Raw genomic sequence first — 25,215 nt, 5'->3', positions numbered from 1 at the left:
TCCTAACCGACGATCAGCACCTCCAGCGTGCGGGGGCCGTGGACGCCCTCCACCCGGTTGAGCTCGATGTCGCTCGTGGCCGACGGGCCGCTGATGAACGTCAGCGGCCGCGTCGGTTCCAGCCGGTGCAACGCTTCCGGCACCGACGCCGCGATCTGGTCCTGGCGGACCACGCACAGGTGGTAGTCGGGCAGCAGGGTGAGCGCGCGGCGCCCCTGGGCCGCGCCGCCGTCGAGGACGATGGTGCCGGTGTCGGCGATCGCGACCGCGCACCCGGTGAGCACGCCGTCGGACTGGTCGAGCTCCTCGATCGTGAGCGGTTCGCGCAGCCACGTGACGCCGTCGATCAGCCACTCGTCCGGAACGCCTTGCGGCGCAACGATTCGCTTGCCCCTGAGACGGTCGAGCGCCGCGGGCACGTCGGTGACCGTGTGCACGATCGCGCGGTAGTCGGCGACCCGTTCGGCGAACAGCTCGACGCCGCCCGGCCCTTCCTGGTGGTAGCCGCGGACGACGGGCCGGGCCGCCGGCACCTTCGCGTCGCGGATCCGCTGGAGGATCACTTCTCGTGCGGCTGTATTCGTCATTCTTGGCAACGGTTCTTCCTCCACCAAACGCGGAACGACTCGGACGGCGGTGCGGGCACGTCGCGTGAGGACGTCCACTTCGATCCCGGCCACGGCAGCGAGGTGATCCGGCCGTCCCTGGCCAGGAACCGCGCCAGGGAACCGGCTTTCTGCGCCTTCTCGTAGCGCGAGGCCGAGGCGAAGATCCACGCGGCGGCCGCCATCGCGACGGACTCCGCCGTGCGGCCCTTGGCCTCCACGGCCTCGGCGCGCAGGTGCGTGAGGACCGACGGGATGTCGATCCGCACCGGGCAGACCTCGAAGCACGCGCCGCAAAGTGAAGAGGCGTAAGGAAGTGAGGCCGCCAGCGGATCGTGCATGTCGCCGACCAGTTGCGGCGTCAGGATCGCGCCGATCGGGCCGGGGTAGACGGAGCCGTACGACTTGCCGCCGGTGCGTTCGTAGACGGGGCAGACGTTGAGGCACGCCGAGCACCGGATGCAGCGGAGTGCTTGGCGCCCAACGGAATCCTTCAGCGTGGCGGTGCGGCCGTTGTCGATCAGCACGAGGTGGAACTTCTGCGGGCCGTCGCCGGAGGTCACGCCCGTCCACACGCTCGTGTACGGGTTCATCCGTTCCGCGGTGGACGAGCGCGGCAGCAGCTGCAGGAAGACTTCGAGGTCCTGCCACGACGGCACGAGCTTCTCGATGCCCATCACGGTGATCAGGGTCTCCGGCAGCGTGAGGCACATCCGGCCGTTGCCCTCGGACTCCAGCACCACGATCGACCCGGTGTCGGCCACGGCGAAGTTCGCTCCCGAGATGGCGACCTTCGTCGTGAGGAACTTCTGCCGCAGGTAGGTCCTGGCCGCCTCGGCGAGGTCCGCCGGCTCGTCCGACACCTCGACGCCCATGCGGCGCTGGAAGATCTCGCGGATCTCCGAGCGGTTGCGGTGGATCGCGGGCACCAGGATGTGCGACGGCCGGTCCTCGCCGAGCTGCACGATCAGCTCGGCCAGGTCGGTCTCGATCGCGTGCACGCCACCGGCTTCGAGGGCCTCGTTCAGTCCGATCTCGGCCGTGGCCATGGACTTGACCTTGACCACCTCGCTCGCGTTCTCCTCGCGGCACAGGTCGAGCACGATCCGGTTCGCCTCCTCGGCGTCCCGCGCCCAGTGGACGACGCCGCCGCGTGCCGTGACCGACTCCTCGAGCTGGACGAGGAGCGTGTCGAGCCGCGCCAGGACGTCGTCCTTGATCTGCTCGCCGGCGACCCGCAGCTGCTCCCAGTCGGTCATCTCGGCGACCGCGGCCTCCCGGCGCCCCCGGATGGTGCCGGTGGCCTTGCGCAGGTTCTGCCGCAGCTGGGTGTCGGCCAGCGCTGTGTGGGCGGCCTTGGGGAACGTCGGACTGCCCAGCCACGTCACCGGGTTGCGCGCCACGGGTCCTCCTCCGTCGAAGCCAGGATCTCGGCCAGGTGCACCGGTCGGACGCCCGTGCGCAGCCGCGACAGCCCGCCGCCGATGTGCATGAGGCACGAGTTGTCGCCTGCCGAGACCACCTCGGCGCCGGTGGAGAGCACGCTGGTCATCTTGTCCGCGAGCATCGCCGTGGACGTCTCGGCGTTCTTCACCGCGAACGTGCCGCCGAAGCCGCAGCAGTGCGTCGAGTCGGGCAGTTCCACCAGGTCGAGCGCCTTGACGGCCCTGAGCAGCGCCAACGGCTTGTCTCCCACGCCCAGCATGCGCAGCGAGTGGCAGGTGGGGTGGTAGGTGACCCGGTGGGGGAACCACGCGCCGACGTCGGTCACGCCGAGCACGTCGACGAGGAACTCCGCGAGCTCGAACGTGCGCGGCGGGGCCGTGCCCAGCGTGGGATGGATTTCCCGGACCATGCCGGCGCATGACCCGGATGGCGCAACCACGTAGTCGTAGCTGCCGAAGACGTCGGTGTACTTGCGCGCCAGCGGCTTCGACTGCTCCCGATAGCCGGTGTTGAAGTGCATCTGGCCGCAGCACGTCTGGTCCAGGGGAAACTCCACCGAACAGCCGAGCCGCTCCAGCAGACGCACCACGGCGCGTGCCGTCTCCGGGAAGAACGTGTCGGTCAGGCAGGTCGCGAAGAGGGCCACTTTCACGCGCACACCTTCTCCCCAAATTCATCGGATGTCTAGCCGGAGCGGTGGACCGTACGGGCGTACGCCGGACGCGCCTCTTGCTATCCGGGTGCCCCACGGCACAGCATGTGCACCGTGGGCGACCTGTTGACCGAGCGCGCCGTGCTCGGTGTCATCGCGACCCTGGCCGTTCTTGGCCTCTTCGTGATGCTGTGCCGCGCTCGACGAGTCAGCACCTCCGTCGAGGATGCTGTGATGGACATGCTCGACCGCATGTCCAAGGCGTCGAGCGACCTCCGCGCGGGCCTGACCCAGGAGGCCGCCGACAAGGCCACGCCCCACCTGCGGGAGATGCTGCGGTGCGTCGCGGTCGCCATCACCGACGAAGAGGGCACCGTCCTCTCGTGGGACGGCGGCGCGAACGACCACTACGAGTACCTCCGCGACACGGTCGCCCGTGCCATCAACAACTGCCACAAGGAACACGTCGACCACCGCAAGCTCGGCTGCGAGCTGCAGGGACCGTGCTCGCTGCACAGCGTCGTCGTGGTGCCGCTGCTTGTCGAGGGCGACGTCGCCGGCACGTTGATCGTGGTCTCGGGGGTCGCCTCGAAGCGCCAGATCCGCATGGCCGAGGAGACCGCCCGCTTCGTCTCGACCCAGCTCGAGCTGGAGGTCGTCCAGAAGCAGCGCCAGGCGCTGGCCCAGGCCGAGGTGAGGGCCCTGCGTGCGCAGATCTCGCCGCACTTCGTCTACAACGCGCTGAACACGATCTCGTCCCTGATCCGGACCGACCCGTCGCACGCCCGTGAGCTGCTGCAGGAGTTCGCCGAGTTCACGCGCTACTCGTTCCGCACCGACGGCCTGTTCACGACGCTGGCCGACGAGCTCACGAACATCCACCGCTACCTGACCATCGAACAGGCCCGCTACGGCGCGCGCCTGAGCGTCCGGCTGCGGATCGCGCCCGAGGTGCTGCAGGTCGTGCTGCCGTTCCTGGTGCTCCAGCCGCTGGTCGAGAACGCGGTCCGCCACGGCCTCGCGAAGAAGCCCGGCGGCGGCATGCTCACGATCACCGCCGAGGACAACGGCAACGAGGCCCTGATCAGCGTCGAGGACGACGGCGTCGGCATGGACCCGGACCGCCTCGACGACATCAAGGACGCCCACCAGACCGGCGCGCACGTCGGCATCGGCAACATCAACGACCGGATGCGGACGGTGTTCGGCGCCGAGTACGCCCTGGTCGTGGAGACCGCCCCGAACGCCGGCACGAAGGTCATCCTGAAGGTGCCGAAGTTCGCCCGCAACGTGCTGCCGAACCTCAACATCGGGTCGCAGCTGACGGACGAGCCGATGACGGCCGAGCAGCCCGCCATCCGCGCCTGACGCACCATCAAGTTGCGTACGCAAGGATGCTCAACCCCGGCGGGGAACGTGCCGATTGTGGTGTTGACCAATGATCAGCCGGCCGTTTGAGCGAACAGAGGCCGGCCGCGAGTTAAGGGCCACATCCAGTGCACGAACAACAAGCACCCGAGCGCGTCCGCGTCTGCATCAAATGCACCGCGAAGGGGTTCAACAGCTGTAAGTGCTGACCGGCACTCGGCTCAGCGTGCTGCAACAGCCAAAGTCGTGATCAGCACGACGGCGCACACGCTCCAGCTCACCCACATCCAGTAGATGTGCATCGGCGTCGGTCCGGCGGCGTTCTGCCTGCCCCGGTCGTCCCACCACTCGACGTAGCGCTCGAGCCAGCGGATCGGGTTGAACGTCACCCACCGATGCTAACCCGGCACCTTGTGTTCTGCGTCACGCGGGGGCCCCGCGTTCCCTGGAAGGAAACGCGGGACTCCCGCGTGGCGTCGAAACGCACGTACTGTCGAGTACATGAGCGTCACGGACAAGATCGCGGCCCGTCTTCCGAGGGTCATGGACCGGGGTGAGCGGCCTCCGGTCGTCGCCGCGGTGCGGTTGCACGGCGTGATCACGCCTCAGTCCTCGCCGGTCGCGCGCAACACGATCAGCCTCCAGAACATCGAGTCGGCGATCAACCGCGCGTTCGACAACGAGCGGCTGATCGCCGTGGCTCTGCTCATCAACTCGCCCGGCGGCGCGCCGACCCAGAGCGCCCTCATCGCCGAGCGCATCCGGGAACTGGCCACCAAGAAGCACGTGCCGGTGCTCGCGTTCTGTGAGGACGTGGCGGCGTCCGGTGGCTACTGGCTGGCGTGCGCAGGTGACGAGATCTATGCGCACGGCACCTCTCTCGTGGGCTCCATCGGTGTCGTGAGTGCGGGTTTCGGGCTCACCGAACTGCTGGAGAAGGCCGGCATCGAGCGCCGCGTCTACACCGCGGGCGAGAACAAGGTGCGCCTCGACCCGTTCCAGGCCGAGAAGGCCGAGGACGTCGAGTGGCTCAAGGGGCTGCACGCCGACCTGCACGAGCAGTTCAAGGCGTGGGTCGTCGAACGCCGCGGCGCCAAGCTCAAGACCGAGGAAGACCTCTTCAGCGGTGAGGTCTGGACCGGCAACAAGGCGCAGCAGCTCGGCCTGGTCGACGGCATCGGCACGATCCGGAGCGTCATCGCGAAGCGGTTCCCGGACGCCGAGCTGACCATCGCGGAACCGCGCAAGCCGTTGCTGGCCAAGCTCGGACTGGCCGGTACGTCCACCCGATCGGGCGATCTCGTGGCGCAGGTGCTCGCGAGCGTCGAGGAACGTGCTCGCTGGTCCCGATTCGGGCTCTGAGCATCAGTTCGGTTTCACCGGGCGTGTCGAGTCAACTCCTGACGTAGACATGACCGCACATTGGTGGGCAAGATGCCCGACACAGTGAGTACCCAAGACAACGCCGGTCTCCTCGTCCTCGCAGTCGATGACGAGGCTCCTGGCCTGAGCGAGATCAAGTTCCTGCTCGAGAGCAGCCCCCACATCCGGCGCGTCCTCACGGCCTTCGACGCCGCCGAGGCCCTGCGCATCCTGAGGGGCGACTACGAGCAGGAGGTCATGGCGCGGACCAAGGCCGGCCTGCCGCCGGTCGACGCGGTCTTCGCGGACATCAACATGCCCGGTCTGTCCGGCATGGATCTCGCACGGGTGCTCAGCGCGTTCCGGTATCCGCCCGCGCTCGTCTTCGTGACCGGTGTCGAGGAACGGGACGCGCTCGTCACGGCGTTCGACGTCGGTGCGCTCGACTTCATCAACAAGCCGATCAACGAGGAGCGCGTCCTCAAGGCGATCTCGCGGGTCGCGGACCGGGTGGGGCGCACGGCGGCTCCGGCGGCACAGGCGGTGCCCACGGCCCAGAACCCGGCCGAGCCGACCGACGACGAGGTCATCCCCGTCGAGCTCGGCGGCACCATCAAGCTCGTGCCGCGCGCGTCCGTGCGGTACGTCGAGGCGCAGGGCGACTACGCCCGCCTGCACACCCAGGACGGCAGCCACCTGGTGCGGATCCCGCTCGCCCAGCTCGAGGAGCGGTGGGCCAACGCGGGTTTCGTGCGCATCCACCGCTCGTTCCTGGTGGCGTTGCCGCTGGTCAGCGAGCTGCGGATGACGGCGAACGGCTACGCGGTCGTCATCGGCACCGGTGAGGGCGCGAAGGAGCTCCCGGTCAGCCGCCGGCACACCAAGGAGCTCAAGGAACGGATCGTGCGACCGCCGAAGAGCGGCTGGTGAGCAAGCACGACGCGGGAAAACCCGAGCAGCCCGCCCGCGAGGCCTGGCTCGGCGAGCAGGGCCGCAAGCCGCGTCGGCGCAGGGTCGTGCTCGCGGACTCCACGAAGTCCCGTGGCAAGGCGCTGCGCACGATCATCGAGCTGGAGGAGCAGACCAGCGTCGGTGAGAAGCTGGTCCGCGACCTCATCAAGCAACAGCTGAAGTCCGCGTTCGGACTCGCCTTCGCGGTCCTGATCGGCATGTGCCTGCTGCCGGTCGCCTTCTACTTCTTCCCGCAGATCGGGGACCTGGAGATCCTCGGCATCCCCATTCCCTGGCTCGTGCTCGGTCTCGCGCCCTTCCCGATCCTCTACGGCGTCGGGTGGATCTTCCGCAGACAGGCCGAAAGGCACGAGCGCGACTTCGTGAACATGGTCGACCGCTGACGTGACCGCCACCATCTGGAGCCTCAGCGCCATCGTCGCCGTCGCGGCCGTCACGTTCCTGCTCGGGTACGTCGGGTCCCGCAAGGCGAACACCACCCCGGACTTCCTGGTGGCGCGCCGGGCGATCCCGGCCACCCGCAACGCCGCCGCGATCTCCGGCGAGTACCTGTCCGCGGCGTCGTTCCTCGGCGTGGCCGGGCTCGTGCTCAAGGACGGCGTCGACGCGCTCTGGTACCCGATCGGCTTCACCGCCGGGTATCTCGCGCTGCTGCTGTTCGTGGCCGCGCCCCTGCGGCGTTCCGGGGCGTACACGTTGCCGGACTTCGCCGAGGCACGGCTGGGGTCGGTGAACGTGCGGCACTTCAGCACGTTCTTCGTGGTGTGCATCGGCGTGCTGTATCTGGTGCCGCAGCTGCAGTCCGCCGGTCTGACGCTGACCACGATCACCGGCCTGCCCGTGTGGTTCGGCGGCCTGGTCGTCACGGTCATCGTGGTGGTCAACGTGCTCGGCGGCGGGATGCGCGCGATCACGCTGGTGCAGGCGTTCCAGTACTGGGGCAAGCTCTTCGCGATCGCCGCGCCCACGTTCGTGCTCTTCGTGGTGTTCCTCGCCTCGCCGGACCGCGGCACGCAGCCGATCAGCGACGACGGCGTGGTCAGGTTCCCCACGGCCGAGACGATCACCGTGTCCGAGCAGGTCGTGAAGGTCCGCGTCGACGAACCGCTGACGTTGCGGGTGCGCGGCCAGATCGACGGCAGGGACGCGGACGGGCCGGTGTTCTGGGGCCGCGGCGTCTACGAGCTCAGCCCCGGCACGACGATGGACTTCGCCGCCGGCAGCCCGGTGCCCGTGGTCGACGGTTCGCCGACGACCAACCGCGACTGGATGCAGCCGCAGACCGGTGGTGTGTCCGAGCTGATCAGGACGTACTCGCTGATCTTCGCGACGTTCCTCGGCACGATGGGCCTGCCGCACGTCCTGGTCCGCTTCTACACCAACCCGGACGGCAAGGCGGCCCGGCGCACGGCGTTGCACGTGCTCTACCTGCTGGGCCTGTTCTACATCTTCCCGACGGTGCTGGGCGTGCTGTCGCGGCTCTACCTGCCACAGCTGCTGGTGAACGGCAAGACCGACGCGGCGGTGCTGATGCTGCCGGAGACGATGGTGCCGAACCTCGGCGGTCAGATCCTCGGCGCGATCGTCGCCGCGGGTGCGTTCGCGGCGTTCCTGTCGACCTCGTCCGGGCTCGTCGTGTCCGTCGCCGGGGTGGTCTCCACGGACATCATGCCGGGCAAGGTTCGTGACTTCCGGTGGGCAACCGTGTTCACCGGACTCGTCGCGATCGGGCTCGCGCTCCTGCTGCCGCGCTCCGACGCGTCACTGACGGTGGCGATGTCGTTCGCGCTCGCGGCGTCGACGTTCTGCCCGCTGCTCGTCCTCGGCATCTGGTGGCGCGGACTCACCTGGGTGGGCGCCGTGTGCGGCCTCGTGGTCGGCGGCGGCCTGGTGATCGGCGCGCAGGTCGTGAGCGTCGTCAGCTCGTACACCGGCCGCTGGGCGCCCGCGTTCATCACGCAACCCGCGCTGATCACGGTGCCGGTCGCGTTCATGATCATGATCGTGGTCAGCAAGGCGACCCGCCGGCGCGTGCCCGCGGACGTCAGCCAGATCCTGCTGCGGTTGCACGCCCCGGACCCGCTGGGCTTCATCCGCGACCGCGACATCGCCCGCTTCGGGACCGCGGAGGAGAAGGCGCGGATGACCGAGGACAAGCGCGGGGGAGTCGGTCGCACACGGTGAGTAACCACCGTTTCGAATGGGTGAAAATTAATCACTCGAATCGGTGAACGGTGAACTAAGTCACGCAGAGTGCTGTTCGTCTACGCATACCTACCGTTCGCCGCATCACCTGACTGCTGGGCGCAACGGCACGAACGGGGCCTTACCTGAGTGACTCAAGTCTCCATACGGTCTCGCCCAAGACCGGACCGCCCCTGGAGGCATTACGTGCCCGTCACGTTGCTGACACCTACGACCAGAACCGCGAGGAGGGGACTGTGAGCACCGTCGAACACACCCCGAGCGAGTCGGCCCCTGATGCGACGAAGTGGGCCGAAGTACAAGCAAGTGACGACTTCGTGCAGCTGAAGAGCCGTCTGCGCAAGTTCGTCTTCCCCGTCTCCGGCCTTTTCCTCGCGTGGTACCTGCTGTACGTGCTGCTCGCGGACTACGCACACGGGTTCATGTCCACCAAGGTGATCGGCAACATCAACGTCGGGCTCATCTTCGGCCTGCTGCAGTTCGTGTCGACGTTCGTCATCACGACGCTGTACGTGCGGCACGCGAACAAGAACCTCGACCCGCTGGCGGAGAAGCTCCGCAACGAGATCGAGGGAGACGGCAAGTGAACGAGTCCAGCCCGATCCTCAACATCAGCATCTTCGGTGTCTTCGTCCTGATCACGCTGTTCGTGGTCATCCGGGCGAGCCGCAACACGAAGACCGCTGCCGACTACCTCGCCGCCGGTCGCGCGTTCACCGGCCCGCAGAACGGCATCGCGATCGCCGGCGACTACCTGTCGGCCGCGTCGTTCCTCGGCATCGCGGGCGCCATCGCCCTCAACGGCTACGACGGCTTCCTGTACTCCATCGGCTTCCTGGTGGCGTGGCTCATCGCGTTGCTGCTGGTCGCGGAACTGCTGCGGAACACCGGCAAGTACACGATGGGTGACGTGCTGAGCTTCCGGATGCGCCAGCGTCCGGTCCGCGCCGCCGCCGCCACGTCGACGATGGCCGTCTCGTTCTTCTACCTGCTGGCCCAGATGGCCGGTGCCGGTGGCCTCGTCGCACTGCTGCTCGGCATCACGGGTACCGGTGGCCAGGCCCTGGTCATCGCCGTGGTCGGCGCCCTGATGATCGCTTACGTCCTCATCGGCGGCATGAAGGGCACCACCTGGGTGCAGATCATCAAGGCGGTCCTGCTGATCGTCGGTGCCGGCGTCATGACCGTCTGGGTGCTCGGCAAGTACGGCTTCAACCTCTCGACCCTGCTCGGTGCCGCTGTCGACAACGCGCCGAAGGCGGGCGAGAAGCTCCTCGGCCCCGGCCTGCAGTACGGCAAGACCGGCGTCAGCAAGCTGGACTTCCTCTCGCTGGCCCTGGCCCTGGTGCTCGGCACCGCGGGTCTGCCGCACATCCTGATGCGCTTCTACACCGTGCCGACGGCGAAGGAAGCCCGTCGCTCGGTCGTGTGGGCCATCTGGCTGATCGGCATCTTCTACCTGTTCACGCTGGTCCTGGGCTACGGCGCCGGCGCGCTCGTCGGTCCGGACCGGATCAACGCGGCTCCCGGCAAGGCCAACTCGGCCGCCCCGCTGCTCGCGCTGGAACTCGGTGGCCCGATCCTGCTCGGCCTGATCGCGGCGGTCGCGTTCGCGACGATCCTCGCGGTCGTGGCAGGCCTGACGATCACGGCGTCGGCGTCGTTCGCCCACGACATCTACGCCAACATCATCAAGAAGGGCAAGGAGGAGGACAAGGACTCCGAGGTCAAGGTCGCGCGCCTCACCGCGATCGTCATCGGTCTCGTGTCCATCGGTGGCGGCATCATCGCCAACGGCCAGAACATCGCGTTCCTCGTGGCGCTGGCCTTCGCGGTCGCCGCCTCGGCGAACCTGCCGACGATCCTCTACTCGCTGTTCTGGAAGAGGTTCAACACCTCGGGCGCGCTGTGGAGCATCTACGGCGGTCTGATCGTGACGATCACCCTGATCATCCTGTCGCCGGCCGTCTCCGGTTCGCCGAGCTCGATGTTCAAGGACGCCGACTTCGCGCTCTTCCCGCTGTCGAACCCCGGCATCGTGTCGATCCCCGTCGCGTTCCTGCTCGGCTACATCGGCACGATCCTGTCCAAGGACAAGGCCGACCCCGCCAAGCAGGCCGAGATGGAGGTCCGCTCCCTCACCGGTGCGGGCGCCGAGAAGGCCATCGCGCACTAGCTCCACGTTCGACGAAACGGGCCGTCCTTCCGGGGGCGGCCCGTTTTTTCGTGTGCAACCCTGCCCGGGCCGACCGCGTACTGAACGCGAGGCGGCACGAGCATGGGGGACCGGAGTGCGACGAGACGAGGAGTTCTCGGAGTTCTTCACGAGCAGGTTCGACTGGGCCCGGCGGACGGCGTACGCGTTGTGCGGTGACTGGTCGGAGGCCGAGGAGCTCGCACAGCACGCGTTCGTGAAGGCGTACGCGAAATGGCCGGGCGTTCGGCGGGACAGCGCGGACGCCTACGTCCGCACGATCCTGACCCGCCTGTTCCTGGACAGCAGGCGACGGGTGCGCGGGCGTGAGCACCCGGTCGCCGACGTGCCGGAACGCGGTGTCGGCGGGGGCTTCGGCGAGCACGACTCGCATCTGCACTCGGCGCTGCAGCGGGTGCCGCCCAAGCAGCGGGCCGTTCTCGTGCTGCGGTACGTGCACGACCTGTCCATCGAGCAGACAGCCGCTGAGCTGGGCTGTTCGGAGGGCAACGTGAAGAGTCAGACATCCAGGGGCTTGGTGGCGCTCCGCGAGGCGTACGGCGAGCCGGTCAACTCGGAGAGTGTTCGATGAGCATTGAAGACGAGCTGCGCGGAGCTCTCGACGTGTCCGCGCCACCACCCGCGACGACGCTGGACGACGTGCTCAGGCTCGGCAGGCGCCGCCTGCTCGCCCGGCGTGCGGGAGCGGCCCTCGGCGCCCTCGCCGTCGTCGCGGTCATCGGGGCCGGCACCGCGGTGTGGAGCATGCCGAGACATTCGGCCCCCGTCGGCAGCCCGGCGGAATGGCCGCGGGTGTCCGACGTGGTGCGCAAGCAGCTCCACCCCTCCACACCGGCGTCGGACTGCGGCATCCAGATGCCGGTCGTGGCGTTGACCCGGAACTTCGGTGACGAACGGCTCCCCGCCGAGCAGGTCACCGCGTGGCGCGACAGGGCGGCGAACGTGCTGACCGCGCAGGAGGTCGACAGGCACATCTACGAGGACGTCCTCAACACCTACGAGTTCGACGTCACCGACGTTCACGGCACCGGCAGCGTGCGGCTCTCCGTGGGCAGCTTCACCGGTACGCCGGTCGAAGCGGCGGACCAGGCACTGTGGGCGGTCGGGACCTGCCGGGCACCCCGCCGCGGGGCCGCACCTGACGGCACCGTCTACCAGCTGTACGACGTGGCGCCCTCCGTCCTCACGCCGGCAAAGGTGCAGACGCTGCAGGTCTACCGGCCGGACGGGCGGGTGTTCCGCATCGAGCAGTCCACCGAGGGCAACGGGAGGCCGGGACGGGAGTCGCCGCCCCTGTCCGAGGACCAGCTCGTGAGGCTCGGGCCCGCCATCGCGGAGGTGGCCTGAGGGTGGACCCGTGCCGGAGGTTCACGTGAGTGCAACCTCCGGCATGGGAACATCTACGGCGTGACTGTTCCAAGCGTGGAGATCGCCGACGTCCCGGCGCAGCTGCCCGAGGGCGCCGTCCTGCTGGACGTGCGCGAGCAGGACGAGTGGGACGCCGGCCACGCACCCGGCGCGCTGCACGTCCCCATGAGCGAGATCGCCGCCCGTCTCGAAGAGGTGCCGAACGACGTGCAGCTGTACGTCGTGTGCCGCGCCGGTGGCCGTTCCGCCCGCGTGACCCAGTACCTCAACCAGAACGGCTGGGAGGCCGTCAACGTCGAGGGCGGCATGCAGCACTGGGAGGCCGCCGGTCGTCCGCTCGAGGGCGGCGTCGACGGCATGGACCCCGAGGTCATCTGACCGTGCAGCCGCTGCAGCCGATGCGCGTGGACTGGGTGGCGACTCCGCCACCCGGTGCCTACCCACAGCCGTCGAACCCCTCGCAGCGGCTGTCCTACAGCGGCCCGCCGAACTACCCGGTCACGCCGCGCTGGGGCTTCCCGCTGCTGGCGTGGCGCTGGCCGACGGCCGTGCCCGGCACGGTCGAGCAGGCCGACTCGGTCGACACCGTGCGCCGGCTCGGCAGGACCGCGCAGAACTCGCTCTGGCTGCTCGGCTTCGTCGCCGTCTGGGGCGCGTTCTCCGAGATCTGGCGGTACGTGCTGGTCGCGATGAGCCGCTTCGGCGCGTTGTCCCCAGGCGTGGTGAGCGCGTCGGACGCGATGGTGGTGTCCTCCTCGGCGATCACGATCACCGGCTGCGCGCTCTCGCTGGTCCTCACCCTGCTGTGGGTGCGGCGCGCGCGGAACGTGGCCGCGACGCTCGTGGGTTACGGGCCGTCCCGCTCGGACCGGGACGCGCTGATCGGGCTGGTCGTGCCCGGCGTGAACCTCGTCGTTCCCGGCTCGGTGCTCGCCGAGCTCGAACACGCCGTGGCGCGCAGGCCCGCCGCCGAACGGCCACGCCCGTCGAAGCTCCTGCGCTGGTGGTGGGGCCTGTGGGTCGCGTCCGCCCTGATGTTCGTGATCCAGATCCTCTGGTCCTTCCGCGACAGCACCCAGGCGCTGGCCGACGGCGTGCTGCTGCACGCGATCGCCGACCTGCTGCTCGCCGGGGTGGCGGTGGCGACGGCGCTGGTCGTCCGGCGGATCACCACGCTGCTGCTGCCGGTGGACGCCGCGTCCGTCCGGTTGATGCGGGTGGTGGAGGTCAGGGACGCGCCCGAACCTCCGTTGCGCTCGGTCCGCGCCTCCGGCTCGCCGCGCTAACCCTTCGCCCGCGACCCGGTCGTCGCGGGCCTGAGCACGAGCGGCAGCTGGATGTTGTCGACGATGTCGACGACGACGGCGTCGACATCCGGGTTCGGCGTCATCAACAGGTGCTTGATGATCAGGTCCGTCGCGACCGTGACGCGCCGGGTGCCGCGCACCTCCGGGTCGATCTCGCCGCGCTCGATGCCGCGTTCCAGCAATGTCGTCATGATCTGCTGGGCGACGTCGAGCTGGGACGTGGCGAGTGACGCGAACTCGGCGCTGCGGGCGATCTCGCTGACCATGGTGCGGATGGCGCTGCCGTACGGGCCGGTGATCCGCGCCGCCATCTCCCGCAGCACCGCGAGGACGTCGGTCCGGTACGTCCCCGTATCCGGCACCTCGATGCCGGTCATCTGGTGCCGGGCACACGCTTCGATCACCAACTGCGGCAGCCCCGGCCAGCGGCGGTAGATCGCGGCCTTGCTGGTCTTGGCTCTGGCCGCCACCCGGTCGACCGTGAGAGCGGAGTAGCCGACCTCGGTCAGTTCCTCGACGGTGGCGCTCAGGATCGCCTGCTCGAGGGCCTCCCCCCGGCGGCGTGGCCCGCGGCGTGGGTCCGTGGTGTCGGGCTCGGCGCCGGCGGCCTGCTCACTGCGCGGTGGCATCTCGCTCCTCGAAGAGTGATGTCGGCGTCGGGCCTTGCCCGACTGCCCCGGAAAGGCTAACTTAGCAGTAGCGTACGAATTCGTACCCTAAGTCGCAGAGAGTGTGGAACGACCACGAAGAGGAGTCAGCTCATGTCGATCACCGCGGAGAACCCCACCGCCGAGGCCCCCACCGAGGTCCCGCTGCCGCCCGCGCCGTCCGAGGCCACGTTCGCCCAGCCGGACATGTTCATGAACCTGGAAGCGGACAGCTTCCAGCCGATCAAGGGATTCCCGGCGGCGGAGATGCGCCAGCTGCCGGCCGTCGCGAAGTACAGCGGGGGCCTCGCCAACGCGTTCATCATCAGGGCCAACCCCGAGTACAAGTGGCAGGGCGCGCCCTGGCACCTGCACCACCTCAACGTGCACTTCAACTACATCATCAAGGGTTGGGCGGTCTTCGAGTTCGAGGGCGTCGGCAAGGTCCGCCTGGAGGCGGGCACGGGGTTCTACCAGCCGCCGCGCAACCGCCACCGCGAGCTCGACGCCTCGAACGACTTCGAGGTCCTCGCCGTGGAGCTGCCGGCGTCCTACCCGACCACCTTTTACTCCCTCGACCCGGAGACGGGCGAGTACCAGACGATGACGATCGACGCCGAGTCCGAGGGTGGCGAGCTCACCACCGTCGTGAAGTTCGACGAGGCCGGATGACCACGGCACCGAGCGCGTCGCTCGAGGCCAGGGTGGCGCGCTTGGAGGCCGTGGAAAGTGTCCGGGCGTCGCAGATGGCCTATGTCCGCTGGTGTGACGCCGGGTTCCCGCTCGACCGCATCGACGAGATCTTCACCTCGACGGCTGTGTGGGACGGGGGCGAGTTGCTGGGCCGGCACGCGGGCCACGCGGAGCTGCGCACGCACTTCGCCGACGTCGCGGCCCGGCTGGAGTGGTCGCTGCACTACATCGTCAGCGGCGATGTCGAGGTGGCCGGCGATCTGCTGAGTGCCCGCTCCACCTGGTACCTCTGCCAGCCCCTGACGATCAACGGGACGGCCGCGTGGCACCTGGGCCGGTACCGCGAGCAGCACGAACTGACCCCGGCGGGGTGGCGGATCAGCGACCTCGTCCTGACCGTCGACGCGTTCACGTCGTTCGACCGGGGATGGGTCGCCGAACGATTCATGGCGCTCGGCTGACCCGGCCGGCGTCCAACCACAAGGTTACGAACGGAAGGGGTGCGGCATGCCGCACACGATCACCGAGGAAGCGTTCTACGACCACGCCTCCTCGTGGGGCATGTCGCGGTCGGCCGCCGCCACCGTCCTCCCCGCGGTTGCCCAGATGACGCCGATCATCTCGGCGATGGACGACCTGCAAGCGCCTTCGGGTCCGATGGTGGCGGAAGCGGATCGCGTCGTGCACGACGACGTCGACGCGAGCCGGGATCCCTACAACGCGGTCGTTCGCTGGTGCTCCGTGCGCAAGCCGGGCGCGCACGGGCTGCTGTCCGGCGCCGGGATCGCGGTCAAGGACTGCATGGCGGTGGCCGGCGTCCCCATGACGGCGGGCTCGTCGTTGCTGCAGGGGTTCGTGCCCGACCGCGACAGCACCGTGGTGCGCAGGTTGCTCGACGCGGGCGGGCACATCTCGGCCATCACCAACATGGACGACATGGGTGTCGCCCCCGGCGGCGACACGAGCTTCTACGGTCCGACGCTGAACCCGTGGGACACCACGCGGACGGCGGGCGGCTCGTCCGGTGGCTCGGCGGCCGCGCTGTACTACGACGACATCGACGTCGCCGTCGGAGCGGATTCCGGCGGATCGGTGCGCATCCCGGCGGCGTGGTGCGGGCTCATCGGCCTCAAGCCCACCCACGGCCTGGTACCGCACTCCGGTGTGCTCGGCGGCGAGCCGCTGCTCGACCACATCGGCCCGCTCGCCCGCACCACGGCGGACGTCGCGGCAGTCCTGCAGGTGCTGGCCGGGACCGACGACCTGGACCCGGACCCGCGCCAGCCCACGCAGCTGCCGCGGATCGACGCCGTGGCCGCGGTCGAGTCGGCGGCGGCGTCGCTCGAGGGTCTGCGCATCGGGGTGCTGGACGAGGGACTGGACCCAGCGCTCGGAGTGGCACCGGAGGTCGGCCGGGCGTTCACCGCGTCCCTCGACCAGCTCCGCGAGCTCGGAGCGACGATCACCCGCGTCTCGGTGCCGGAACACCGGTTGTCCGGGCCGATCGCGTTCAACCTGTTTCCGGAGAGCTTCGCCGACCAGATGCGCAGCGGCGGCGCCACGTTCGGCAACGGCAGCCACTACTGGCCCGAGCTCGCGGCGGCGCTGCAGAAGGGGTTCGCGAACGCGGCGGACGCCATGGCGCCGACGCTCAAGCTCATGCTGATCATGGGAAGCGCCGCGGCGTGGAACGGCCGTGGCCGCCACTACGCCAGGGCGGCCAACCTGCGCCGCCTGATCACCGAGGGCTACGACCGGGCGCTCGCCGGGTGCGACGTGCTGGCCATGCCCACCGTCCCGGTACTGGCGCACCCGGTGGCGCCCGATCTCGACCCGGCCACTCGCGCGCTGCGGGCGTGGAGCCTGGTCGGCAACACCGCGCCGTCGAACGTGACCGGCCACCCGGCCATCACGCTCCCGCTCGGCGTCGCCGACGGTCTGCCGGCCGGGGTCATGTTCGTCGGCCGGAAGTTCGCCGACGAGCGGCTGCTGGCCGCGGCCGAGACGATCGAGCGGGCCATCGGCTGGCCACGACACACACGGTGACTCGGATCAAGATCAACACGGAGAGGAGCAGGAAAATGGCACTGATGCGCGCGGCGCAGTACGACCGCTACGGGCCGCCGGAGGTGCTGTACGAAGGAAAGGCTCCGGTGCCCCAGGTACCTGCGGGCCACATCCTGGTGCGGGTCCAGGCGACCAGCATCAACGGCGGCGAGCTCAGCGCCCGCTCCGGGGAGCTGAAGCTCCTGACCGGCAAACGTTTCCCCAAGGGTGTCGGCGTGGACTTCGTGGGCGAGGTCGCCGACACCGGCACCGGCCGCTCAGGGCTGCGGACGGGCGACCGCGTGTGGGGCGTGCTGCCGCGCACCGCCGAGGCGGGCGCGCAGACCGGCGCCGCGGCGGAGTACCTGACGGTGGATCCACAGCGCGTCTCGCTCGCCCCGGGCAACCTCACCCCGGTCGAGGCGGCGTCCGTGGTGGCAGCCGTGGTGCCGATCATCGGCCTGCGCGACAAGGCCCACCTCACCCGTGGCGAGCGGTTGCTCGTGCGGGGTGCCAGTGGCGGCATGGGCAGCCTGGCTGTCCAGGTGGGCAAGGCGATGGGCGCACATGTCACCGGCCTGGCCGGACCGAGCAACCTCGACTTCGTGCGAAGCCTTGGCGCGGACGAGGTTTTCAGCTACACCACGACCGGCCCGGCCGACCTCGGCGCGTTCGACGTCGTGTTCGACACCGTGGGTACCGAGCTCGCCGCCTTCCGCAAGCTGCTCACGCCCAAGGGCCGGATGGTGGCCATCAGCTTCGACCTCAAACACATCGCACGCTCATTCGCCTACATCGCCGCGTCGGCGGTGCACGGCTCCCGGCGGGTGCGGTTCTTCAGCGGCAACCCAGGGCGGGAACTGTTCGCCGAGGCCACCCGGCTCGCCGAAAGCGGACAGCTGCGACCGGTCGTGGACGCCGTCCATCCGCTCTCCGACATCGCCGCGGCCCACCGCGCCGTCGAATCGGGCGGTGTGCGGGGAAAGCGCATCGTCGACATCGACGGGCAGAACGAGGGAGGCATTCGTGAGAACAAGAGTTCCTGAAGGCCGGCACCCGTTGCTCTACATCCAGACCGAGATCGGATCGCCGGACCTGCGTGACACGCTGCGAAAAGTGAGCAACACCCTGCGCGTCAACGACTCCACGGTGACACCCAAGGAGCGGGAAGCGGCGCGCTACTACGCGGCATGGACCGTCGACTGCGACTCTTGTTCCCAGTGGCGCGCCGCGCGCGATTCCGCGGAGTATGCCGGTGAGCCGATCAGTGACGAATGGTACGACAACATTCCGAACTACCCGACGTGGCCGGGATTCACGATCCGCGAACGCCTGGTCATCGAGTTCACGCAGCGCTTCATGAATGATCACCACGGCCTGTCCGCGGATGACGACATCTGGCGCCGCATGCACGAGCACTTCACCGAAACCGAGATCCACGACCTGTGCATCATCTCCAGCTTGATGTCCGCGTCGAACATGATGCGGGAGACACTCGTCGTCACTCCCGGAGCAAGCTGCGCGGTGGCTACACCGAGCTGACACCTGCTCCCCGGCGTGTTCTCGTCTGTTCAGTGGGCGTTCTTCCTCAAGGGCTTCCAGGCCTGACCCGTCGGTGCCAGGTTGGGTGGATGCGGACACTCATCGGGGCTCTGGTGATCGCACTGGTCACACCAGGCGTGGCCCAGGCGCACCACCACAGGGACTTCGACCTCCAGGCACACCGCGGCGGCATCGGCCTGACCGTGGAGAGCACGCTCAAGGCGTTCGGCAAGGCGCTCGAGCTCGGCGTGACGACGCTGGAGCTCGACCTCCAGATCACCAGGGACGGCCGCGAGGTCATCACCCACGACCGCAGGACGAACCCGGCGAAGTGCCTCGACACGGCGCCCGCGTTCCCCGGTGACCCGGAGTTCCCCTACGCCGGCAAGTACGTGAAGGACCTGACGTTCGCCCAGGTGCGGACGCTCGACTGCGGCAGCACCAGGTGGTCGCAGTACCCGGACCAGGAACTGTCGCCGGGCGCCCGCATGCCCACGCTGGCCGAGCTGTTCGACCTGGTGCGCAGGCACCGGGCATGGGGCGTCCGCTTCAACATCGAGACCAAGGTCGAGGCCGCCGCGCCGCACGAGACCGCGCCGCGTGAGCAGTTCGTGCAGCGCGCCGTGCGGGAGATTCGGCGGTCCGGGTTCATGTCCAACGTGACGGTTCAGTCGTTCGACTGGGGCACGTTGATGCGGCTCAAAGAAGTCGAGCCGCGGATCCCGGTGGTGGCGTTGACGCAGCCGGAGTTCCTGCGGCCGGGCTCGCCGTGGACGGGCGGGCTGAACCTGGACGACTTCGGTGGCAGCGTCGCGAAGGCGGTTCGCAGTTTCGGTGCCCATGCCCTGTCGCCGGTGCACGGCAACCCGCAGAACGGCAAGGTCGGCGACCCGAACTACGTTCCCTTCACCACTAAGGAGCTCGTCGCCGACGCTCACCGCCACGGGCTCAAGGTGGTCCCGTGGACGGTGAACGACCCGGCGACGATGCACAAGCTGATCGACGACGGGGTGGACGGCATCATCACCGACTACCCGGACCGGCTGCGGAAAGTGATGAAGGAACGCGGGTTCAAGCTCCCGAAGCGCTATCCGAAGCGCTAGCCCGCGGCCAGCGGCAGCGAGTGCAGGCCGCGGATCACGAACTCCGCGCGCCGGTTCGGTTCCTCGGCCAGCACCGCGCCGGGCAGCTTGCGGCGCAACGCCGACAGCGCCGCCTCCACCTCGATGCGGGCCAGTGGCGCGCCCAGGCAGTAGTGGATGCCCATGCCGAACCCGAGGTGCTGGTTCTTCTCGCGGCCGATGTCGAGCGTGTCCGGGTTCTCGAAGACCAAGGGGTCGCGCGCGGCGGCGCCGAGCAGGGCGGCGACCTTCTCGCCGGGTTCGACGACGTGGCCGGCGATCTCCACGCGTTCGGTGGCGGTGCGTTCGAAGAGCTGCAACGGCGAGTCGAAGCGGATCAGTTCCTCGACGGCCGTGGGCATCAGCTCGGGGGAGAGGCGTTCCCACTGCGAGCGGTGCCGCATCAGGGCGTAGACGCCGTTGCCGATCACGTTCACGGTGGCCTCGTGGCCTGCCATCAGCAGGAGCACGGCGGTGGCGACCAGTTCGTCCTCGGTGAGCCTGGCGCCGTCGGTGTCGGTGACGGCGACCAGGTCGGAGACGAGGTCCGGGCCGGGGTTCTTGCGGCGCAACGGGATCAGTTCGCGCAGGTAGGCGACGAACTCGGTGGAGGCGCGTTCCGCCAGGGCCTGTTGTTCGGCGGGAAGGCCGTACTCGTACATCTTCACGATGGCGTTCGACCACGGCTGCAGCAGGTAGCGGTCCTGCTGAGGGACGCCGAGCAGTTCGGCGATCACCTCGACCGGCAGTGGTGCGGCGACGTGGGCGAGCAGGTCGCCCTGGCCCTGGCCGGAGATCTTGGCGACCAGTTCGTCGACCAGCCGGTCGGCCAGGTCGGCGACCCAGGGACGCAGGCGTTCGACGTGGCCGCGGCCGAACGCGGCGGCGACCAGGCGGCGCAGGCGGGTGTGGGTGGGCGGCTCGTTCTCCAGCATCGAGTTGCGGTGCAGGAGGTTGAACGCCATGAACTGCTCGACCGGCTTCGCGTCCGACCAGATCCGGCCGAACGAGCGGTGCCGCAGCACCGTGGAGCAGGCGGCGTGCGAGACGGCGACCGCGACACCCATCTGCTCGTGGTGGTGCACCTCACCGGCTTCGCGGAGGGCGGCGAAGGCCGGGTACGGGTCGGCGATGAACTCGGGATCACGCTGGTCGAACGTCACAAGGCGGGACGGTAAGTCGCGATCGGCGTTTCGTCCACGTCAATTTGATTGATGACTCAAATTGTTGCGCAGGAACTATCGTCTGGTGTGTGCAGCAGCCCTCGATCGTCGCGCACCGTGGCGCGTCCACCGACCGTCCTGAGCACACCATCGGCGCTTACGAGCTGGCCTTGAAGGAGGGAGCGGACGGGCTGGAGTGCGACATCCGGTTGTCGCGTGACGGCGAGATCGTGTGTGTGCACGATCGCACGCTTGCCCGCACGTCGAACGGCCGTGGCACGGTCAGCGCGCTCACGCTCGCCGAGTTGCGGAAGTTCGACTACGGCAGCTGGCATCGCCACGGCCAGCCCGCGGACCTGCTGGTGCTCGACGAGCTGCTGGACCTGGTCAAGGGCTCGTCCGTGGAGCTCTTCGTCGAGACCAAGCACCCGGTCCGGTACCGCAACGAGATCGAAGGCAAGCTCGCCGAGGCGCTGAAGAAGCACGGGCTGAGCTCGCAGATCGTCATGATGTCGTTCTCGCCGACGGCGGTGAAGGCGTTCCGCGAGCAGGCACCGGACATCCGCACGGTGCTGCTGCTCGACCGCCTCGGCCGGTATCGCGGCGGCGCGCTGCCGCCGTTCGCCGACTACACCGGGCCGGGCGTGCACATGCTGCGCAACGACCCCGGTTACGTCGATCGGGCCAAGCGTGCCGGTCACGAGACGTACGTGTGGACGGTGGACGGCGCCGAGGACATCGCGCTGTGCCGTGACCTGGGGGTCCGCTACCTCGCGACGAACGCCCCGGCGAACACCCGCCGCCTGTTGACGGCTAACTTGGCGACCTAGACAAGCCCGAGCACGAGGAGGGGCCGAGGTGGCCAAGCGGACCGCGGTCAAGGACGCACCAAAGGACGGGATCAACCCGAAGCAGCCCTGCCCGTGCGGGTCCGGCAAGCGCTACAAGGCCTGCCACGGCGCGCCCGGCGGCGCGACCGACGTGATCGTGTCCCGGCCGTTCGAGGGGCTGGCCGCCGAGTGCGAGCTGATCGCGCTGCGCGAGTTCGTGCCGTCGGCGATCGTGAAGCTGCCGGTCAAGGACGGGCGCGAGGTCACGCTGGCGACCGTGCTGCCCATGGCCGCCGCCGGCCTGATCCGCGGCGACGACGTGCCGTTCGTGGGGCTGCAGGTCCAGACGCGGTCCGGTGACATCAGCCGCGACCTGGCGCGGGCGCTGCAGTGGGCGCAGCAGGCGAAGACCGGTGACGTGCTGCCGGTCGTCGGGCCGGACAACGGCGAGAACCCCGGCCGGCTGCAGGACCTGCTCGACCCCGAGGCCGACATCACGCCCGTGCTGCACACCGACTTCATCTGGTGGATGCCGGAGGGCACCGAGCCGACCGGTGACGTCGCGCTGTCGCTGGAGCGCGCGAACGCCGCGATCCTGCCGACCGAGCGCCTCGACGCCCCCGGCGTGAAGGCCGCGTACTGGGTGGACGCGGGCGACAAGGCGCACCTGCGCTGGGTCCGCCCGGAGCCGGAGGAGAAGCTGCTGCCCGCGATGGCGCGCCTGGCCGCCCGCGGCGAGCTCGACCTCGGCGAGGGTTCCCGGTACGCCGGGTCGTTCCGTGCGCACGGCCTGCTCGTGCCGGTCTGGGACCTGGACCGCGAGATGCACGCCCGCGAGTGGGCCGAGCCGGCCGAGGCACTGGGCCGGCGCCTGCTGGAGGCGCTGGCCTCCGACGAGCCGCTGAGCGACGCCGAGCGCCGGGCCCGGGACGGCCTCCGCGGCCGTCAGATCACCCTCCGGTAGGTCCGTCCACAGCGTTGTCCACAACGTTGTCCACAGGAAGTTGTGGATAAGTGCTGCTGCACATCATCTCGACGGCCGGCTGGGCTGCTGCCCGGTCGGCCGGTTCCATCTCGCCCGCCGCCGGCGAGGAGTTCGTGCACTGCTCCGACCGCGGTGTCGTGCACGTGACGGCGGGCAGGTTCTTCCACGGGCAGAGCGGGCTGCTGCTGCTCGTCATCGACCCGAAGCTGCTCGACGTGCCGGTCAGGTGGGAGGCGGTGGCGGACTCACCGCTGTGGTTCCCGCACGTCTACGGCCCGATCCCGGTCGCGGCGGTGCTGGAGACCCACGACTTCCCGTGCCGGCCGGACGGCTCGTTCGTCCTGCCGGAAGCCGTTGCCGTTCTGTGATTGAGTAAGGCAACCGTTCCGCGCGTCCGGGCGTGAACTCCCCGAAGTCAGTTCGCTGCTTCAGGGGAGGGGGTGTGCCGTGACGGCGGTGCTGCAGCTGGAGTTGGCCGCCGAAAGCGGCGGGGGAAGAGCGGAAGCCGTGGGGGATTTCGCTGAGTTCGTGCGCATGTCGATGCCCGGACTTCTGCGATATGGCCATGCGCTCACCGGTAACCCGCACGACTCGGCCGATCTCGTGCAGTCCGTGCTGGAGAAGGTCGGCTCACGCTGGCTCGCCGTGCAACGCAAGGGTGACGACCCGCTGGCTTATGTCCGCCGCGCGATGGCGAACACGCACATCAGCATCTGGCGCCGGCGCCGCCGGGAAAGTCTCGTCGCGGACTTCCCCGACAACGGCGCGGTGCCACCCGAGCTGAGCAGGCTCGAGAACGAACCGCTCTGGCAGGCGCTGCGCGAACTGCCGCCACGGCAGCGCGCGGTGATCGTCCTGCGCTACTACGAGAACCTCTCGGAGGCCGAGATCGCGCACGCCCTCGGAATCTCGTGCGGCACGGTGAAGAGCCAGAGCAGCAAGGCGATGGCGAATCTGCGAACACGCCTGGGAAGGGACTGACCGGTGGACGACCTCGACGACGAGCTGCGCAAGCTCTTCAGCGACGATCGGCTGGACGTCCACTCCACGCCGGTCTCGACCGAGGCGGTGGTCCGCGGTGCCGACCGGCGCCGCCGCCGGCGCACCGCCGTCTCCGGCGCGTTCGTCGTGGTGGCCCTGATCGGTCTCGGTCTCGGGGTGCCCCAGCTGGGCCTGCTGAGTGCGGACAGCCCGGTCGGCGCGCTCCTGCAGACGGCGTCCTCGGGTGCCACGACGACCCCGCCCCCGCCGTCGGTCAGCACGGTCACCTCGACGGTGACCAAGACCGTCGAGCAGCCACCGGCGACCAACGGCGGCAACCCCGGCGGCCCGAACACCGGATCTCCGAGCAAACCGCGCTCCAGCACCGCGTCGTCGCCGGCCACCCCGGAGGCGCAGCCGGGCCGGTACGGCACGCTTGCTCTCGGGATGTCCGAGGCCGACGCGCTGAAGACCGGATCGCTGGTCGAACCCGGCAGCGCGGCCGACCCGGACAACAGGTGCAAGGCCTACGCGACGAAGACGGTGGCGGACGGCAACGCCGTGATCATCTCGCCGGCCGAGGGGATCGTGCGGATCACTGTGCCGAGCTACGCCAAGACGACCAAGAACATCGGCGTCGGCTCGACGGTGACCGAGGTGAAGGACGCCTATCCGACCGCCGCGCAGAACGGTTCCAGCCTGGTCGTGCAGATGGCCGCGACACCGAGATGGTCGTACGTCTTCGAGAACGACGGCACGAAGGTGACCACGGTCCTGATGCGCCTGGCCGCCAACGACTGCACCACCGCCTGAGCCTGCCGAAGTCCCGCCGGGGCGAGGGTGGGGCGAGCCCCGGGACCCAGGCCGAGGTGCGACGTCAGGTCACTTCATTCCAGGCAGCTTCAGGTCCTTGATGAGCTGGCAGTACGTCCACTTGCCAGACTCCTTCTTGAACGTGTACTCGACATCGGTCGACTGGGGCTGACCACCGTAGGACGTGACGGTGTTGAACCTGACCTTCGCCTCGCTGCCGGACACGGTGGCGCCCTTGTAGGTGATCCGGGGCGAGGGCGCGTTCTCCAGTTCCTCCACCAGCCTCTTCTGCTCCGGCGTGGCGGACTTCGCCAGCTCCTCGTACTCGTCGAGCACCGCCTTGCAGGACAGTGACTTGATCCTGCTCTCGTTCTTGGCGGTGACCGCGGCGATGTAGTCCTGCGCGACCTTCCTGACATCGGCGTCGGCGTCGCCCGAACTGCTGTCGCCCGAGTCGGATGACGCGGTGGTGGAGCCGCCGGAGTCGTTGCCGGAGAGCATGACGGCCGCGGTGATGCCACCGCCGACCAGCACCAGCACGCCGACGACGACGCCGATGATCAGGCCGGCGTTGCTCTTCTTGGGCGGCGGGCCGCCGAACCCGCCGTAGCCGGGCTGCTGGCCGTACGGACCGGGCTGCCCGTAGCCCTGCTGCGGGAAGCCACCGCTTTGCGGTCCCTGCTGGCCATATGGGCCGGGCTGCTGGCCGTAGCCGGGCGGCGGTTGCTGGCCGTAAGGACCGGGCGGCTGCGGTGGGTAGGTCATCGAAACTCCCCCGATGTGAACGACTGATCTTTTCGAACGGCATTGTGGTACTCGCTGCCGCTGCCCGGCAGCGCAACGGTCCCGCACCCAAGGTAGTGCGAGGCTTGCCACAACCAGGCGAAAAGATCT

Annotated in this window: 29 protein-coding genes; 22 read left to right on the top strand and 7 right to left on the bottom strand. The window is 69.1% G+C overall.

Annotated features, from left to right (window positions below):
* Positions 1 to 2: 2 nt before the first annotated feature.
* The 3 genes from ACRSBM_RS39905 to ACRSBM_RS39895 are packed head-to-tail and all read right to left on the bottom strand — an operon-like array spanning position 3 to position 2,697.
* Complete coding sequence (locus tag ACRSBM_RS39905) at positions 3 to 587, bottom strand: LutC/YkgG family protein (RefSeq protein ID WP_434451897.1); 585 nt, start codon at positions 585 to 587, stop codon at positions 3 to 5.
* Positions 584 to 2,008 (bottom strand): LutB/LldF family L-lactate oxidation iron-sulfur protein, encoded by a 1,425-nt coding sequence (locus ACRSBM_RS39900; protein WP_434451896.1) that lies wholly within the window; start codon positions 2,006 to 2,008, stop codon positions 584 to 586. Before ACRSBM_RS39900 ends, ACRSBM_RS39905 begins: the two co-directional genes overlap by 4 nt.
* Entirely contained in the window at positions 1,990 to 2,697 is a 708-nt protein-coding gene (locus ACRSBM_RS39895) for a (Fe-S)-binding protein (protein WP_434453422.1), read from the bottom strand. Before ACRSBM_RS39895 ends, ACRSBM_RS39900 begins: the two co-directional genes overlap by 19 nt.
* 111 nt (positions 2,698 to 2,808) lie before the next feature.
* Between ACRSBM_RS39895 and ACRSBM_RS39890 the strand changes: the two genes are divergently transcribed.
* Positions 2,809 to 4,071 carry a histidine kinase gene (locus ACRSBM_RS39890; RefSeq protein WP_434451895.1) on the top strand — a complete coding sequence of 421 codons (1,263 nt, stop codon included), beginning with the start codon at positions 2,809 to 2,811 and terminating at the stop codon, positions 4,069 to 4,071.
* A gap of 221 nt (positions 4,072 to 4,292) precedes the next feature.
* On the opposite strand, the gene ACRSBM_RS39885 is transcribed toward ACRSBM_RS39890, so the two are convergent.
* Entirely contained in the window at positions 4,293 to 4,460 is a 168-nt protein-coding gene (locus ACRSBM_RS39885) for a hypothetical protein (RefSeq protein WP_166048541.1), read from the bottom strand.
* A 112-nt stretch (positions 4,461 to 4,572) separates the two neighbouring features.
* Between ACRSBM_RS39885 and ACRSBM_RS39880 the strand changes: the two genes are divergently transcribed.
* From ACRSBM_RS39880 to ACRSBM_RS39835, 10 genes are all read left to right on the top strand, one after another.
* The gene (locus ACRSBM_RS39880) at positions 4,573 to 5,433 is read left to right on the top strand and encodes a S49 family peptidase (RefSeq protein ID WP_434451894.1); all 861 of its coding nucleotides are present in this window, start codon (positions 4,573 to 4,575) and stop codon (positions 5,431 to 5,433) included.
* Positions 5,434 to 5,505: 72 nt separating this feature from the next.
* Positions 5,506 to 6,363, top strand: coding sequence for a LytR/AlgR family response regulator transcription factor (locus tag ACRSBM_RS39875; RefSeq protein ID WP_434451893.1), 858 nt, complete (start codon positions 5,506 to 5,508; stop codon positions 6,361 to 6,363).
* Positions 6,360 to 6,788 carry a hypothetical protein gene (locus tag ACRSBM_RS39870; RefSeq protein ID WP_434451892.1) on the top strand — a complete coding sequence of 143 codons (429 nt, stop codon included), beginning with the start codon at positions 6,360 to 6,362 and terminating at the stop codon, positions 6,786 to 6,788. The genes ACRSBM_RS39875 and ACRSBM_RS39870 overlap by 4 nt, the downstream gene beginning before the upstream one ends.
* 1 nt (position 6,789) lies before the next feature.
* Entirely contained in the window at positions 6,790 to 8,589 is a 1,800-nt protein-coding gene (locus tag ACRSBM_RS39865) for a cation acetate symporter (protein ID WP_434451891.1), read from the top strand.
* A gap of 257 nt (positions 8,590 to 8,846) precedes the next feature.
* Positions 8,847 to 9,197 carry a DUF485 domain-containing protein gene (locus ACRSBM_RS39860; RefSeq protein WP_434451890.1) on the top strand — a complete coding sequence of 117 codons (351 nt, stop codon included), beginning with the start codon at positions 8,847 to 8,849 and terminating at the stop codon, positions 9,195 to 9,197.
* Positions 9,194 to 10,786 (top strand): solute symporter family protein, encoded by a 1,593-nt coding sequence (locus ACRSBM_RS39855; RefSeq protein WP_434451889.1) that lies wholly within the window; start codon positions 9,194 to 9,196, stop codon positions 10,784 to 10,786. The genes ACRSBM_RS39860 and ACRSBM_RS39855 overlap by 4 nt, the downstream gene beginning before the upstream one ends.
* Before the next feature lie 115 nt (positions 10,787 to 10,901).
* The gene (locus tag ACRSBM_RS39850; protein WP_434451888.1) at positions 10,902 to 11,396 is read left to right on the top strand and encodes a SigE family RNA polymerase sigma factor; all 495 of its coding nucleotides are present in this window, start codon (positions 10,902 to 10,904) and stop codon (positions 11,394 to 11,396) included.
* Positions 11,393 to 12,172 carry a hypothetical protein gene (locus tag ACRSBM_RS39845; RefSeq protein WP_434451887.1) on the top strand — a complete coding sequence of 260 codons (780 nt, stop codon included), beginning with the start codon at positions 11,393 to 11,395 and terminating at the stop codon, positions 12,170 to 12,172. The genes ACRSBM_RS39850 and ACRSBM_RS39845 overlap by 4 nt, the downstream gene beginning before the upstream one ends.
* Positions 12,173 to 12,232: 60 nt before the next feature.
* A complete protein-coding gene (locus tag ACRSBM_RS39840) occupies positions 12,233 to 12,571 on the top strand; it encodes a rhodanese-like domain-containing protein (RefSeq protein WP_434451886.1) in 339 nt (112 codons plus the stop codon).
* 2 nt (positions 12,572 to 12,573) lie between these two features.
* Positions 12,574 to 13,479, top strand: a complete 906-nt coding sequence (locus ACRSBM_RS39835) for a DUF4328 domain-containing protein (RefSeq protein ID WP_434451885.1) — start codon at positions 12,574 to 12,576, stop codon at positions 13,477 to 13,479.
* Here the strand turns inward: ACRSBM_RS39835 and ACRSBM_RS39830 are convergent.
* The gene (locus tag ACRSBM_RS39830; RefSeq protein WP_434451884.1) at positions 13,476 to 14,129 is read right to left on the bottom strand and encodes a TetR/AcrR family transcriptional regulator; all 654 of its coding nucleotides are present in this window, start codon (positions 14,127 to 14,129) and stop codon (positions 13,476 to 13,478) included. The two genes, ACRSBM_RS39835 and ACRSBM_RS39830, sit on opposite strands and share 4 nt — an antisense overlap.
* Before the next feature lie 132 nt (positions 14,130 to 14,261).
* On the opposite strand from ACRSBM_RS39830, the gene ACRSBM_RS39825 reads away from it, so the two are divergent.
* From ACRSBM_RS39825 to ACRSBM_RS39800, 6 genes are all read left to right on the top strand, one after another.
* Positions 14,262 to 14,819: a hypothetical protein gene (locus ACRSBM_RS39825; RefSeq protein WP_434451883.1), complete on the top strand. Its 558-nt coding sequence runs from the start codon at positions 14,262 to 14,264 to the stop codon at positions 14,817 to 14,819.
* A complete protein-coding gene (locus ACRSBM_RS39820) occupies positions 14,816 to 15,301 on the top strand; it encodes a nuclear transport factor 2 family protein (RefSeq protein ID WP_434451882.1) in 486 nt (161 codons plus the stop codon). The genes ACRSBM_RS39825 and ACRSBM_RS39820 overlap by 4 nt, the downstream gene beginning before the upstream one ends.
* Positions 15,302 to 15,347: 46 nt before the next feature.
* Positions 15,348 to 16,886: an amidase family protein gene (locus ACRSBM_RS39815; protein WP_434451881.1), complete on the top strand. Its 1,539-nt coding sequence runs from the start codon at positions 15,348 to 15,350 to the stop codon at positions 16,884 to 16,886.
* A 35-nt stretch (positions 16,887 to 16,921) separates the two neighbouring features.
* Positions 16,922 to 17,932 (top strand): NAD(P)-dependent alcohol dehydrogenase, encoded by a 1,011-nt coding sequence (locus ACRSBM_RS39810; protein WP_434451880.1) that lies wholly within the window; start codon positions 16,922 to 16,924, stop codon positions 17,930 to 17,932.
* Positions 17,933 to 18,002: 70 nt separating this feature from the next.
* On the top strand, positions 18,003 to 18,428 hold the full coding sequence (locus tag ACRSBM_RS39805; protein ID WP_434451879.1) for a carboxymuconolactone decarboxylase family protein: 426 nt from the start codon (positions 18,003 to 18,005) through the stop codon (positions 18,426 to 18,428).
* An 89-nt stretch (positions 18,429 to 18,517) separates the two neighbouring features.
* Positions 18,518 to 19,531: a glycerophosphodiester phosphodiesterase gene (locus tag ACRSBM_RS39800; RefSeq protein WP_434451878.1), complete on the top strand. Its 1,014-nt coding sequence runs from the start codon at positions 18,518 to 18,520 to the stop codon at positions 19,529 to 19,531.
* Here ACRSBM_RS39800 and ACRSBM_RS39795 read toward each other — a convergent pair.
* Complete coding sequence (locus ACRSBM_RS39795; RefSeq protein ID WP_434451877.1) at positions 19,528 to 20,712, bottom strand: cytochrome P450; 1,185 nt, start codon at positions 20,710 to 20,712, stop codon at positions 19,528 to 19,530. The two genes, ACRSBM_RS39800 and ACRSBM_RS39795, sit on opposite strands and share 4 nt — an antisense overlap.
* 89 nt (positions 20,713 to 20,801) lie before the next feature.
* Between ACRSBM_RS39795 and ACRSBM_RS39790 the strand changes: the two genes are divergently transcribed.
* The 5 genes from ACRSBM_RS39790 (at position 20,802) to ACRSBM_RS39770 (ending at position 24,321) form a co-directional block, all read left to right on the top strand.
* Positions 20,802 to 21,542, top strand: a complete 741-nt coding sequence (locus ACRSBM_RS39790; RefSeq protein ID WP_434451876.1) for a glycerophosphodiester phosphodiesterase family protein — start codon at positions 20,802 to 20,804, stop codon at positions 21,540 to 21,542.
* Between the two features lie 28 nt (positions 21,543 to 21,570).
* Complete coding sequence (locus ACRSBM_RS39785) at positions 21,571 to 22,506, top strand: DUF5926 family protein (RefSeq protein WP_434451875.1); 936 nt, start codon at positions 21,571 to 21,573, stop codon at positions 22,504 to 22,506.
* A gap of 50 nt (positions 22,507 to 22,556) precedes the next feature.
* Entirely contained in the window at positions 22,557 to 22,895 is a 339-nt protein-coding gene (locus ACRSBM_RS39780) for a DUF952 domain-containing protein (protein ID WP_434451874.1), read from the top strand.
* Positions 22,896 to 23,061: 166 nt separating this feature from the next.
* Positions 23,062 to 23,508 carry a SigE family RNA polymerase sigma factor gene (locus ACRSBM_RS39775; protein WP_434453420.1) on the top strand — a complete coding sequence of 149 codons (447 nt, stop codon included), beginning with the start codon at positions 23,062 to 23,064 and terminating at the stop codon, positions 23,506 to 23,508.
* Between the two features lie 3 nt (positions 23,509 to 23,511).
* On the top strand, positions 23,512 to 24,321 hold the full coding sequence (locus tag ACRSBM_RS39770; RefSeq protein ID WP_434451873.1) for a hypothetical protein: 810 nt from the start codon (positions 23,512 to 23,514) through the stop codon (positions 24,319 to 24,321).
* 69 nt (positions 24,322 to 24,390) lie between these two features.
* Here the strand turns inward: ACRSBM_RS39770 and ACRSBM_RS39765 are convergent, their stop codons facing one another.
* On the bottom strand, positions 24,391 to 25,086 hold the full coding sequence (locus ACRSBM_RS39765) for an Rv0361 family membrane protein (RefSeq protein WP_434451872.1): 696 nt from the start codon (positions 25,084 to 25,086) through the stop codon (positions 24,391 to 24,393).
* Positions 25,087 to 25,215 lie beyond the last annotated feature (129 nt).

Origin of the sequence: Lentzea xerophila (assembly GCF_051094245.1) — a bacterium.
GTDB lineage: Bacteria > Actinomycetota > Actinomycetes > Mycobacteriales > Pseudonocardiaceae > Lentzea > Lentzea xerophila.
This window is presented reverse-complemented; position numbering and strand designations above follow the sequence as displayed.

Bases quoted from the DNA above. Each gene is read 5' to 3' on its own strand.
- ACRSBM_RS39905 (WP_434451897.1), bottom strand. From the start codon at position 587: ATGACGAATACAGCCGCACGAGAAGTGATCCTCCAGCGGATCCGCGAC.
- ACRSBM_RS39890 (WP_434451895.1), top strand. From the start codon at position 2,809: ATGTGCACCGTGGGCGACCTGTTGACCGAGCGCGCCGTGCTCGGTGTC.
- ACRSBM_RS39880 (WP_434451894.1), top strand. From the start codon at position 4,573: ATGAGCGTCACGGACAAGATCGCGGCCCGTCTTCCGAGGGTCATGGAC.
- ACRSBM_RS39875 (WP_434451893.1), top strand. From the start codon at position 5,506: ATGCCCGACACAGTGAGTACCCAAGACAACGCCGGTCTCCTCGTCCTC.
- ACRSBM_RS39845 (WP_434451887.1), top strand. From the start codon at position 11,393: ATGAGCATTGAAGACGAGCTGCGCGGAGCTCTCGACGTGTCCGCGCCA.
- ACRSBM_RS39830 (WP_434451884.1), bottom strand. From the start codon at position 14,129: ATGCCACCGCGCAGTGAGCAGGCCGCCGGCGCCGAGCCCGACACCACG.
- ACRSBM_RS39825 (WP_434451883.1), top strand. From the start codon at position 14,262: ATGTCGATCACCGCGGAGAACCCCACCGCCGAGGCCCCCACCGAGGTC.
- ACRSBM_RS39820 (WP_434451882.1), top strand. From the start codon at position 14,816: ATGACCACGGCACCGAGCGCGTCGCTCGAGGCCAGGGTGGCGCGCTTG.
- ACRSBM_RS39815 (WP_434451881.1), top strand. From the start codon at position 15,348: ATGCCGCACACGATCACCGAGGAAGCGTTCTACGACCACGCCTCCTCG.
- ACRSBM_RS39810 (WP_434451880.1), top strand. From the start codon at position 16,922: ATGGCACTGATGCGCGCGGCGCAGTACGACCGCTACGGGCCGCCGGAG.
- ACRSBM_RS39800 (WP_434451878.1), top strand. From the start codon at position 18,518: ATGCGGACACTCATCGGGGCTCTGGTGATCGCACTGGTCACACCAGGC.
- ACRSBM_RS39775 (WP_434453420.1), top strand. From the start codon at position 23,062: ATGTCGATGCCCGGACTTCTGCGATATGGCCATGCGCTCACCGGTAAC.
- ACRSBM_RS39765 (WP_434451872.1), bottom strand. From the start codon at position 25,086: ATGACCTACCCACCGCAGCCGCCCGGTCCTTACGGCCAGCAACCGCCG.